Here is an 11,891-nt window from a genome sequence, read left to right on the forward strand (position 1 = left end):
TATAAATAATAGAATAATTATATAGATTAAAAGTGAATCTATTGTGAAATAAAAAAGTAATTATTTTAATTTATTAAAAACTTGGTATTGGTTCCAATAGGTATCGAGTGCTTCTTGGAGTTCTGTGTCGCTGAGCGTTGTTCTTTTCTTGACGCCAAAACGGTTAATCAATCCATCAACCAAGATAGAGTTCTCCGCTTTTGGGTTTTTAAGATACTTTGTCATTGCATTTTTCACTTCCATCTCACTGCTGTATTTCAGCAAGTAACGGTAGAAAAATTTATCGATTTTAACCGCCATATCTTCATGACACGGGAGGCAATTTTTCTCATAAACGCCTGTTTTTGCATCAAGGAAAGAGATGACAAGCGTCAAAATAAGTGCTTTTCTTACCATGAAATCCTCACTATAGTTCCTTCATCAAGTACCGAATCTAGCTTTACATGTAAAGCATACTCTTTCGCAATGCTCGCCACGATACTCAGTCCAATACCAAAGCCCCCCACGCTGCGATCAAAGCGTGAATAGCGCTCAAAGACTTGGTTGATTTGACTCTTCTCAATGCCTCTACCACTGTCTTTAATCGCAATGCCTTGCTTGCTGAGAATGACATCAATGACACCACCAATTTTATTGTATTTTATCGCGTTGGAGAGAATGTTGTCGATGAGTTTTGTCATCTTTTTACGATCAATAGTGAGGTAAATGCCCTCTTCAAGCGTATGGCTAAGTTGGATTTTTTTAGATTCAAAGAGCAGGGAAAAATACTCCAATCTCTCTTCGAGAAGCACTTTAAGATCAATCGTTTCATCTTGGGAGAGAATTTTGTGGGAAAGCACCAAATAGGTCAGATCGTCGTAAAGGTTGGAAATCGTTTTCGATGCGATCGTAATACGTTTGATCTTCTTAATCATGCTCTCATCAAGGCCTTGAAGATCCATCATCTCGATGTTGGAGAGAATGGCATTGACAGGTGTATTGAGTTCATGCGTCGTATCTTTGATAAAACGATCTAAAAGGGCTATCGTGTCTTTCATGGGGCGCAAGAGAAGACCGAGCAGAAAATAGCCAATCACCACCAAAATAAAAAAGATAAGCGCACCATACCCTAAGAGTTTACGAAAAACTTTTTCGCTCCATGCTGGAGGTGCAGGTACTTCCAAAACGATGTAACGCGCTCCCAAATAGTAAGACTCAAGCTCTTTAATAAAATAGATATAATCATTTTTAAGGTAAATATCTTCATAAAGATTGACTTTGTGTGTGCCAAGCGTTGAGAAGATTTGCTTAAGACTGCTGTCATAAATGGCAGAGTTGAAACGCTCATCTCTAGGATATATTTTCTCTTTTTCAAAGTTTACATGTAAAGATTTTAAACGCACGATCTGTTCGTTTGTCAGGTTTGAAAGTGCCTCTCTTTGGTTTTGAAGCATCAAATCACGCTCTAACCCATAGTATAAAAATGCGACAAAGGCTAAGATCAGCAGTGTTAAAAAGGCGTAAAGAAATAAAAACGATCGAAGCGTCTTTTTTTCACGCGAGCGTAAATTTATATCCCAGTTTTTTAATACTAACAATGCGGTCCTTCCCCATAATTTTACGAAGGTTTTTGATGTAAGTGCGAAGGGTTTCGTCACTGCCTTGTTCGTCGTATTCCCATAAATGCGTCATAAGCATCTCATGACTGATAATCTCATTTTTCTTTTGCAAAAAGAGTTTAAGCAGTTTTGCCTCTTTGTTTTGAAGTTGTACTGCCGTTTGATTGATGAAGAGTTGGTTACTCATCGAATCATACGCGATGCGCTCATCTATCTGTATTTTAGGATTTGTTGTGTGAAAAAACTCCCGTTTTAAAATGGTCTCAATGCGAAAAAGCAACTCTTTAAGGGCAAAAGGTTTGCGCAAATAGTCATCACATCCACTCTCATAGCCCTGTTCTAAATCTTCAATCGCATTGAGGGATGTGAGAAAAATGGCAGGCGTTGTATTGCCCTCTTTTCTCACGTTTTTCAGAAGCTCAAAACCATTTAATAAAGGAACATTGACATCGAGTAAAAAAAGATCAAAATGATGCTCATAGATGAGCGTTTCGGCGGCTTCTCCATCGTAAATGGGCGTTATTTCATACCCTTTAGACTCCAAAAACTCACACACGGTTTCACTAAGATTGGTATCATCTTCCAAAAGGAGAAGCTTAGTTTTGGGCATGGTCTCTTCTTCGTTTATCTTCCTCGTAAAGCGCTTTTTGTGCTTCACTCATCTGCTGGGTTCGACGCTCTAGCTCTTCATAAAAGCGCTCCTCTTTTGTCTTATCCACATAGCCCATCAAGGCGACAAGCTCTTCGGTACTCATTTCACTAAAATCCGTTTTAGCAAAGAGTAATGAGAGCGTGCATAAGACTAAAAAGAGAATTTTTTTCATCGTTACTTGCGAACCTCATTGATCCAGGTGGCGAGGCTTTGGATGACATCGGCAGTTGCTAAATTAAACGCTTCAACCGTTCCTGACGCACCGTTGGTGTTGGTAACCTCTTCTTTGGAAGAGAGTTTTATACTGCCTAGCACGTTACCATTTTTGATTTCGACGACACGAAAACGTAGACTTACATGCACATAGGATGTTCCATCTTCTCTAAAAACCTCTTCAAAATTTTGAAGGACAGGCTCCAATACAAGGTTATTGGCTGCCATGGACGTTCCTGAAATAACCGAACTAAAATGGTGTTGATCCATCAAGGCTTCGGTGATGAGGTGCTGGAGTTTTAAAGGAGGCGTTTCGCTCCATGTTCCGTATTTGTAAGGTTGCATCGCACCATCTTTTTTGTACAAGATCGCTCGGCTATTGAGCCCACTAGGTGCATCGATGTAGGCAACTTTGAGCACATCTTGGTTTTGGACGCTAACGTGTTTTAGCTTTAACATGGGCTCTAGAGTATAGTTGTAGGGTTTCAAAGAGGCCTCTTTGACGCTACATCCACTGAGTATGAAGAGTGTGAAAATTGCAAGCAGTATCGGTTTCATTCTTTTTCCTTTATCGTTCATTTGGAGCAGGTTTGATGGTCTCTTCTTTGAAGAGAAGGTCACTTGGACTATCTTTGAGGTTACTGACAAGACCTTGTGTTTCATTCAGCAGTACATGTAACTCTTGAAGCGTTTGGTGTAAAGGCATCAGGTTCTCTTTCAGTAAAATATCGACATCGAAGGAGCCTTTCTCAAGTTTTTGATTGAGTCCTCCCATAACATTCGTAATGCTTTGAGAGGCTTTACTCACGTCACGCATCATTGTAACGCCCGTGGTATCAACGGCGGTTGAGAACGAATGCGACATATCTTTAACCCCTTTGACAGCAGCAGTAGCTTCTTGTAAGAGTTGATTGATCTCTTTGTTGTGTGCTTCGATGTTTGCCATGGTTTTGCTGGTAGATTCAGCTATCTTGGCACTATTTTCAATGATAATCTCCAAGTTTTTGACATTTTTCTCACTCATAATGCGCTCAGCCCGCTCAAAAATCATCTCTGCTTTGGTGCTTAACGAGGTGATTGTTTTATCGAGCCTTGAAAAGGTTGAAGGTTTAGAGTAGATAATACCATACTCTTCGACTTTACCACTGGTTTTAAGCTCTTTGGCTTCGTTGGTTCCGCCTTGAAGCTGAATAAAACTAAGCCCCGTAATCCCTTGTGCTTCGATAACAGCATACGTATCTTCTTTAATAGGCGCATCATCTTGAACACGAATGGTGACTAAGACTTCTTCGGCATTTTTGGGGTTAATGGTGATGGCGCGTACTTCACCGATTTGAACACCTCGAAGTTTGACAGGTGCTTTTTCATTGAGTCCTGAAACAGACTCTTTGGTCGCCACCCTGTAAAATTTAAAGGCTCCTTCATCGGAATAGTTTCCCAACCAAAAGATCGCCAAAACACCTCCGATGAGCAATACAAAAATAAATGCGCCTACTAAAATATAACTGAGTCTATTTTCCATGTTTGCCTCAACTTAAAAATTTTTTCAATTCGTCGTTCGTTGTCTGTTTTAACTGTTCCATATTGCCTTCAAAGAGCACTTTTTTATTGCCTAAAATGACAAAGCGATCAAGGACATTTGCCATCGTGTCTTTATCGTGCGTGACCATCACCACGGTGATGCCTAGGGTGTCTCGAAGCGTGAGGATGAGTTCATCAAAGGCTCTTGCACTTTGAGGATCAAGCCCCGAGGTTGGTTCATCTAAAAAAAGTAGTTTTGGATCAAGTGCAAGAGCCCTCGCAAGTCCTGCTCTTTTTTTCATACCACCGCTGAGTTCTGAGGGAAACATCGTGGCTACTTTGGGAGGAAGTCCTACCATGGAGAGTTTCATCAAAGCAGATTCTTCGATAATCCAAGCAGGAAGATCTGTGTATTCACGCATCGCGATGGTTATGTTTTCTAAAATGGTTAACGAGGTGAACAAAGCGCCAAACTGAAACAGCACACCCCATTTTTGCCTTAACTTTTGAGCCATTTTGGATGAGGCTTTCATCACATCGGTGCCTAAAACAAGCATCTGCCCCTCGGTTGTTCTTTGGAGCATGATCATCTCTCGAAGCAGTGTTGTTTTACCGCTACCGCTACCACCCAAGAGTCCAAAAATCTCCCCTTTTTGGATTTTAAAGCTGATGCCATCGTGAATGACATTTTTGCCAAACGAGGTCACAATCTCTTTTGCTTCAATAACAACATGATTTTTCATAAGCCGATCTCCGTTAACAGAACAGAGATAATCGCATCAATGGCGATCACCCAAAAAATAGCATTGACGACGCTAATAGTGGTGTATTTACCGACACTCTCGGTGCTACTATCGATCTGAAAGCCACGAAAACAGCCAATGGTCGCGATAACAGCTCCAAAAATAGGCGCTTTAATCAACCCGATGATCAGGTGTTTAAGCGCAACGGTCTCTTTAATGCGGTCAATAAATTCGACAAAACTCACATCCAGTTTGGTTGTAGCGATGACCATACCGCCAAAAATCGAGACAATATCAGCAAAAAAGACTAAAAGAGGCATGGAGAGTATCAAAGCAAAAAGACGAGGTAAGACCAAAAAATTCCATGGCGAAAAGCCCATGGAGCTCATGGCATCGACTTCATCAGTGATTTTCATAACACCAATTTGCGCGGTGTAGGCTGAAGCACTTCGTCCTGCTACGACGATGGCAGTTAAAAGTGGGGCTAACTCACGCACAGCAGAGATCGTGACCATTTCGACAATGAAAATATTGGCACCAAATTTTTCCAGTTGGGCTGCCCCTTGATACGCAATGACAATACCAATCAAAAAAGAGGTGAGTAAAATGATAGGAATAGCCCCAGCACCGCTTTGCTCAATGTGATACAGCGTTGCTTTCAGACGAATGGTAAAAGGTTTTAGAAAAGCAGCCATAACAAAATGGCTCAGCTCTCCTGTAAAAGCGAAGAAAAAAGAGAGGGTTTTGTAGCCTTCAAACATCTGTTTACCGACGTTTTCTAAATACGAGAGTATAAAATTTTCGTGAGGGGGAATGATCTTGTCTGCGGGGTAGTTTTGCTCACAAACTGCGAATAGCTTTTCGAACGATTCACTCGCACCCACTTTTGAGACAGTGCATTTGTGTGCTTCCAGTTTTTTAGCATAGTGCAAAATAAGCATAATACCATGCGTGTCAAATTCACGAATGCCTGAGAGATCAAATGTATAGGCAGTTTCTGGTTTACATGTAAGCGCGTTAAATGCCAGATCAAGCGCTTTAACCGCCTCTTTGACCCATTGACCCTGCAATATCACCGTAAAACCATCGTTTGTTTGTGTTACTTGCAGTGAGGGTTTGCTTTTCATTTTGACATACACCCTATTTTTTTGGTTATTATAACATAATTAGATTACTCGAAACGGCACAGATTAGGTTTTATCAGCAAATGCTATAATCTTTGGTAAAAGGGAGTTATTCATGAAAAAAGTGCTCTTTTTAATGCTGCTTTCACTGAGTGTTATCACTCACGTGAGTGCAAAGGAGGCAGATATGAAATACGAAGTTGCAACATTAGGTGGTGGCTGTTTTTGGTGCTTGGAAGCGGTTTTTGAAGAGACCCGCGGTGTGATAGACGTGGTGAGTGGTTACGCAGGAGGAACACTTCTTAACCCAAGCTATGAACAGGTTAGCAGTGGTACCACAGGACATGCAGAAGTGGTGCAAGTGACGTTTGATCCTAGCATCATTTCGTATGAAGCATTGCTAAAAATCTTTTGGCTCATTCACGACCCCACCACGCTCAATCGCCAAGGAAACGATGTCGGAACTCAGTACCGCTCTGTCATTTTCTATCACGATGAACACCAAAAAAAGCAAGCCGAAGCGTCCATGAAAGCCTTTTCAAGTAAATTTACCAAACCTCTTGTCACCGAAATAAAGCCCTTGGAAACGTTCTACAAAGCCGAAGCTTACCACCAAGACTATTTCAAAAATAACCCAAACCAAGGCTATTGCATGTTTGTCGTTTCGCCTAAAGTAGAGCATTTTAAGCATGAATATAAGGATTTGGTGAAATAGCCAAATCCTTTACATGTAAAGCTAAAAAGTGTGAGTCAGCCCTCGTATGCCGTCTATAAACATCTGCACGGACATCATTAAAAGCAACATTCCCATCAAGCGTTCAAGCGCTGAGAGTCCTTTTTCGTGTAGCAGTTTGTAGAGTAGGGGCGAGAGGTACATGATGAGTGCGGAGGCAAGCCATGCTAGAATGAGCGCGGCAAAGACTCCGCCTAGTTCGTGCGTGTGTGCTTTTCCAAGGACTAAGAGCGTTGCGAGTGTTGAGGGGCCTGCGATGAGTGGCATCGCGATGGGTACCATAAAAGGCTCTTTGGACGAGCCATACAGTCCGCTACTGCCTTCATTTCCTGGGAAAATCATCTTGATGCCAATGACAAAAAAGATCACTGCTCCTGCGATGCGAACCGATTCTGTTTCCAAGTGAAAAATACTTAAAAAGAGCTCTCCACCAAAAAGAAAAAGCATCAAAATAACAAGTCCAAAAAGCATTTCTCGGATAATAATAATCCTTCGGCGCGCGATGTCTACATCTTTGAGGATGGAGAGAATCACTGGAACCGCGCCAAAAGGATCAATCACGAACATCAATAGAATAGCCGTCGAAACAATGGAAAAATCAGCGTTCATTCATGCCCTTCCGTCATGTTCTAAATTCGGAAAGTTTGAGGTTGAGTGTTTCGGTCATACGGCTGAGGTGTTCCGCCGCACTCGCTATCTCTTCAACACTTCTGGCATTTTGAGAGGAGATGTCGTTAATGCGACTGACATCATCAATCATCGATTCGATGTCGGAGCCAGTTTTGAGGTAATTTTCTGCAGTTTTATCGGAAACTTTGGTGGCATTGCCCATGACGTTGAACATATTGTTGATTTTTGTCTCAACGTCGCTTGCCGTAGTGGCAAGGGATTCTACTTTTTTGGAGTTAGAGGTCATTTGATCGCTACTGTCCGCGATGGCTTGAACAATGACATTGATCGTTGCATTGATCTCTTGCAGACTTTTTTGGGTTCGCTCTGCTAGTTTTCGCACCTCATCAGCAACAACGGCAAAGCCTCGTCCATGCTCGCCTGCACGCGCTGCTTCAATGGCGGCATTCAGTGCCAACAGATTGGTCTGATCGGCAATATCGCCAATCACCACCAAGATGTCTTTGGCTTGGCTGGCATCGGAGCTGAGTTGTTGAACACGGTGTGCAAGTTCAATCTCGGTGCTTGCACTGACTTGAATCTCTTTGGTCAGTTCAAGTATGGCATTGTTGGCTTCTGTGAGATAGTTGTTGGCTTTTAGAAGCTCCTCTTTTCCTGCCTTGGCTTCATTCATACCCGCATTCATCTCTTGTTTGAGTGTTGTGGCTTTACTCGTGGTGTTGCCTACAATTTGCATAGATGTCTCAACCGAACGTCCTACTTCAAGGGATGTTGAAGAGAGTTCATGCGAAATGGAAGAGTTTTCATTCGAGAGGTTCTTCGCTTCCCCGATTAAAATGCGCACTTTTTCGATAAAACGGTTAATGCTTGTACTCGCTTCTGCGATCTCATCGCGTCCGACCACTTCAAGTTTGCGCGTCAGGTCGCCATCGCCACTGGAGAGGTTGTCTGCTCGGAGAATCAGTGCGTTCAAAGGGTTTGAAATCGTTCGTTTGATGATAACCATGGTTCCTGCGATGCTGAAAACCACAAGGACTAAAGAGATGAGCAAGAACGAGCGAATCTGAGAAGCAACATTTTCACTGATTTGTGTTTTGATTTTATTTACTTCCGCTTCGACATTATCGACATAAATACCCGTTCCTAGCGTCCATTTGTAGGGTTCAAAGGGTACGGCGTAGGCAAATTTCAAAAACGGCTGTCCATCTTTGATTTTTGGAAAAAAGTATTTCACAAGACCGCCACCTTTTTGTGCCATTGCGATGAGTTCTTTCACAAAAAAGACGCCATTGCTGTCTTTTAAGCCAATGAGACTTTTGCCTTGCAGTGATTTATTGGTAGGGAGAAGAACGTTAGTGCCATCATTTTCATAAATAAAAATATAACCACTTTTGTCATTGAAAAAGCGCAGTTCATCCAATTGTGCCAAAATAGCTTCTTTGATTGTTTCATCGGAACTGCCTTTGGCTTTTTCTGATTTATAGATGGTGTTTGCATTTTGTTGCATCATCTCCATAATTGTTTTGAGTTCATTTTCATAAAAGGTATAGGCACTTTTTTCATAATCACTGACAAAGGTCTCGGCGTTACTTTTGGTATTGCTGTAGGATATACCAATTAAACATCCACCTAAGAGTAGCAGTGATAGAACGAGCGAGATTAAAATCCGCGTTGAAATTTTCATTTTTCCCCCTTATTGCTAGTGTCTTTTATTGTAACACAAAATACGATTTATTGCGATAGTTTTTTAGAGCTAATTAATACCTGTAAAAGCTTAAAAGAGCGTATGAAAAGTTACAATGGCGGTGAAAGAATTTAGGAGAAGAAATGAAACATTATGTTGAGTTGTTACGCAACAACACAACGCTTCGTCGCTTAAGCATTATCCAGCTCATTAGTTATTTTGGCGCATGGTTTAGCCACATGGGAATTTATACCCTTTTGATTCAGTTAGATGCACCTGTTTGGGCACTCAGTGCGGCGGCGGGGTTTACCTTTTTGCCTTCGATGCTTTTAGCCCCTTTTAGTGGCGCGATCATCGATAAAGTTGATACGAAAAAGTTTATGCTTTTTTTAACAGCGATCGAAATCGTAACAGTTTTCTGGCTTATGTTTATCACGTCACTGGACGCTCTGTGGATTTTACTTGGATTAATTTTTATTCGCATGGGAACGGGAAGTATCTATTTTCAAACGGAGATGTCGCTTTTACCCAAACTTTTAAACAATGACGAACTTAAACTTGCCAATGAAATTCACTCGATGATCTGGTCTATTTCGTATGCGTTTGGAATGGCGGTGGCAGGGTTTTACATTCATTATTTTGGAACCACCAGTGCGTTTGTCGCCGATATGGTGCTTTATTGCATCAGTTTTTACCTGCTGTTGGGCTTAGATATTCCCTCTATCGCAAGTAAACATGCTTTACATGTAAAGGCAATGATTTGGAGTGGGTTTGTTTATATCAGGGAAAATCCAAAGATTATGCATCTGATTTTTCTGCACGCGAGTGTGGGACTAACCGCCTATGATGCGCTCATCGCTCTTTTGGCAGATCATCAATACAAACAGTTTTTATCGATTGCGTTGGTGATGGGTTTTATCAATGCTTCACGTGCGCTCTCTCAGGTTTTAGGGCAATTTTTACTCAGTCGTTATATCACGAAAGAGACTCTTTTTTACATTTTTATCGTTCAAGGTATCGGCATTATGGTCTGGGGTGTATTGCAGTATGATTTTTACCTCAGTTTTATCGGGATCTTTGTGTGCGGGCTTTTTACCACAAGTTTATGGTCGTACACCTACACGCTTTTACAATACGAAACCGATGAAGCTTTTTATGGCAGAGTCATCGCCTATAATGATATGGTTTTTATGGGTATGTGTACACTCATCTCTTTTGCCATTGGGATCTTGTTTGAATGGGGGCTTTCGTTGTCACTGATTACGGGTGGATTGGGCCTCTTTTTTATCGTGTTTGGGTTCTATTGGAAGTGGGTTCAAAAAGTGATAAAATAGTTTTTTAACTCAAAGGAGTGTTATGAATATTCGCACAAAAGTCAAACTGAGCTTTGTTGTGGTTATTGCAATGTTGCTTTTTTTAGGGGGCATTAGTGCGATTATTACCTATCAAATTAAAGAAAATAACACGTTTCGAGAAAACATTTCATCAATTTTGCTGATGCAAGAGGGGATGAATGACATTATCCTTGAAAGCACTAAACTGACAGACGCTCTTAAATTAGAGCAGTTGCATACAGAATTTGTGATGTATGAAAAGAATTTTGAAGATTTACGCACCATACTCTCCACGCATGCGCATACGTCTACGCTCAATACATTTATCGTCAATATGCGCGAAGATAAGATGATCCAAAACTATTTGAATGCGTTGTACGCCAATGAGCATCGCATTGAGCTGATGTACAGTGCGCTTTTCAACCTTGAGCGTGAGAAGCTTGATTACGTCACGATTTTTAACGCGCTTTACCCTGAAGAAAATCGCGCGCGTCTTGAAATTCAAGAGCATCTTTTACACAATAATCACCTTGCGCAGATTAAAGCTTTGAGTGATTTGAGGTACTACAGCAAAGAGACGCTTTACCAACATGGTAATGAAGCCACATTGCAAAAATGGCTCGCACCTATTAATGAGCTCCTTGATGCAACCGTGAATGAGACAGAGGGTGATTTGCATGAAAATTTGCTCTATTACAAAGAAGTCGTGGGCATTATCGCTGAGAAAGCCATTAGCATTGAACGAACCAAAGCGATTGAAAATGAGACGATCACCGAAGCGTCTAACGTGTTGGATGAAAACAAAAATGTCAGCCTTGCCTTAGAAAAAACGATCTCACAATTATCGAATGAGTTTATTGACCAAATGCGTCTTATTCAGCTTTTTGTCGGTATTGCAACGATTGTGTTTATCGTGCTGCTCGCCCTTAAAGTTTCACGCAATGTTTCGCTGAGCATGGATGAGGTGGAAGCGAAAATAGAAGAGGGTTTGCAAGAGGTAAATGCGCTCAATCAAGAGATTGAAGACACGCAAAAAGAGGTTATTTTTACGATGGGTGCCATTGGCGAAAGTCGCTCTCGTGAGACAGGAAATCATGTAAAGCGCGTTGCGGAGTACTCTAAAATCCTTGCGTTGCATTACGGGTTGGATGAAGAAGAGGCAGAAATGCTCAAACTGGCGTCTCCAATGCACGACATCGGTAAAATAGGCATCCCCGATCGTGTTTTAAACAAGCCGGGCCGATTTGATGAAGAGGAACGTGCAATCATGGATACCCACGCAATGCTAGGTTATGAGATGCTCAAATATTCCACACGCCCTTTGCTGAAAATTGCAGCAATTGTAGCCAAAGAGCATCATGAAAAGTACGATGGCACAGGCTATCCTGAACAAAAAAGTGGTGAGGAGATTCATGTTTATGGGCGTATTACCGCACTGGCAGATGTTTTTGACGCCCTTGGGAGCGAGCGCGTATATAAATCTGCATGGGATGATGAGAAAATTTTCGCACTTTTCCAGAGCGAAAGAGGGAAGCATTTCGATCCTAAGCTGGTCGATATTTTCTTTGAGCACTTAGATGAATTTTTACATGTAAGAGAGCAAATGCGCGATTGATTTCACAAATACTTCACAATTATCTGTTAGGATTCTACCAAATA

At 41.5% G+C, this 11,891-nt stretch carries 13 protein-coding genes; 3 read left to right on the forward strand and 10 right to left on the reverse strand.

From position 1 onward, the window contains the following. Window positions 1-60 precede the first annotated feature (60 nt). The 8 genes from SHALO_RS00720 to SHALO_RS00755 are packed head-to-tail and all read right to left on the reverse strand — an operon-like array spanning window position 61 to window position 5,854. Complete coding sequence (locus SHALO_RS00720) at window positions 61-396, reverse strand: hypothetical protein (RefSeq protein ID WP_069476935.1); 336 nt, start codon at window positions 394-396, stop codon at window positions 61-63. After that, window positions 390-1,577, reverse strand: a complete 1,188-nt coding sequence (locus SHALO_RS00725) for a sensor histidine kinase (protein WP_069476936.1) — start codon at window positions 1,575-1,577, stop codon at window positions 390-392. The genes SHALO_RS00720 and SHALO_RS00725 overlap by 7 nt, the downstream gene beginning before the upstream one ends. Beyond that, entirely contained in the window at window positions 1,534-2,208 is a 675-nt protein-coding gene (locus SHALO_RS00730) for a response regulator transcription factor (protein ID WP_069476937.1), read from the reverse strand. Before SHALO_RS00730 ends, SHALO_RS00725 begins: the two co-directional genes overlap by 44 nt. Then, window positions 2,195-2,422 (reverse strand): DUF1104 domain-containing protein, encoded by a 228-nt coding sequence (locus SHALO_RS00735; protein ID WP_069476938.1) that lies wholly within the window; start codon window positions 2,420-2,422, stop codon window positions 2,195-2,197. Before SHALO_RS00735 ends, SHALO_RS00730 begins: the two co-directional genes overlap by 14 nt. A 2-nt stretch (window positions 2,423-2,424) precedes the next feature. Then, window positions 2,425-3,021 (reverse strand): ABC-type transport auxiliary lipoprotein family protein, encoded by a 597-nt coding sequence (locus tag SHALO_RS00740; protein WP_069476939.1) that lies wholly within the window; start codon window positions 3,019-3,021, stop codon window positions 2,425-2,427. Window positions 3,022-3,031: 10 nt separating this feature from the next. Continuing rightward, complete coding sequence (locus SHALO_RS00745; protein WP_069476940.1) at window positions 3,032-3,985, reverse strand: MlaD family protein; 954 nt, start codon at window positions 3,983-3,985, stop codon at window positions 3,032-3,034. Window positions 3,986-3,992: 7 nt separating this feature from the next. Next, window positions 3,993-4,727, reverse strand: coding sequence for an ABC transporter ATP-binding protein (locus SHALO_RS00750; RefSeq protein WP_025343364.1), 735 nt, complete (start codon window positions 4,725-4,727; stop codon window positions 3,993-3,995). Beyond that, complete coding sequence (locus tag SHALO_RS00755) at window positions 4,724-5,854, reverse strand: ABC transporter permease (protein ID WP_069476941.1); 1,131 nt, start codon at window positions 5,852-5,854, stop codon at window positions 4,724-4,726. The genes SHALO_RS00750 and SHALO_RS00755 overlap by 4 nt, the downstream gene beginning before the upstream one ends. A gap of 184 nt (window positions 5,855-6,038) precedes the next feature. Between SHALO_RS00755 and msrA the strand changes: the two genes are divergently transcribed. After that, window positions 6,039-6,566 carry a peptide-methionine (S)-S-oxide reductase MsrA gene (msrA, locus tag SHALO_RS00760; protein WP_084011001.1) on the forward strand — a complete coding sequence of 176 codons (528 nt, stop codon included), beginning with the start codon at window positions 6,039-6,041 and terminating at the stop codon, window positions 6,564-6,566. A 21-nt stretch (window positions 6,567-6,587) separates the two neighbouring features. Here msrA and SHALO_RS00765 read toward each other — a convergent pair whose 3' ends face one another. Together SHALO_RS00765 and SHALO_RS00770 are read right to left on the reverse strand one after the other, a co-directional pair. Beyond that, window positions 6,588-7,193, reverse strand: coding sequence for a MarC family protein (locus SHALO_RS00765; RefSeq protein ID WP_069476942.1), 606 nt, complete (start codon window positions 7,191-7,193; stop codon window positions 6,588-6,590). Between the two features lie 13 nt (window positions 7,194-7,206). Beyond that, window positions 7,207-8,898 (reverse strand): methyl-accepting chemotaxis protein, encoded by a 1,692-nt coding sequence (locus SHALO_RS00770; protein ID WP_069476943.1) that lies wholly within the window; start codon window positions 8,896-8,898, stop codon window positions 7,207-7,209. A 143-nt stretch (window positions 8,899-9,041) separates the two neighbouring features. Here SHALO_RS00770 and SHALO_RS00775 point away from each other — a divergent pair, with 143 nt between their 5' ends. Together SHALO_RS00775 and SHALO_RS00780 are read left to right on the forward strand one after the other, a co-directional pair. Next, window positions 9,042-10,232, forward strand: coding sequence for an MFS transporter (locus SHALO_RS00775; protein WP_069476944.1), 1,191 nt, complete (start codon window positions 9,042-9,044; stop codon window positions 10,230-10,232). 22 nt (window positions 10,233-10,254) lie between these two features. After that, on the forward strand, window positions 10,255-11,847 hold the full coding sequence (locus SHALO_RS00780) for an HD domain-containing phosphohydrolase (protein WP_069476945.1): 1,593 nt from the start codon (window positions 10,255-10,257) through the stop codon (window positions 11,845-11,847). The last annotated feature ends 44 nt before the right edge of the window (window positions 11,848-11,891 follow it).

It is taken from the genome of Sulfurospirillum halorespirans DSM 13726 (genome assembly GCF_001723605.1).
Taxonomy (GTDB): Bacteria; Campylobacterota; Campylobacteria; order Campylobacterales; family Sulfurospirillaceae; genus Sulfurospirillum; species Sulfurospirillum halorespirans.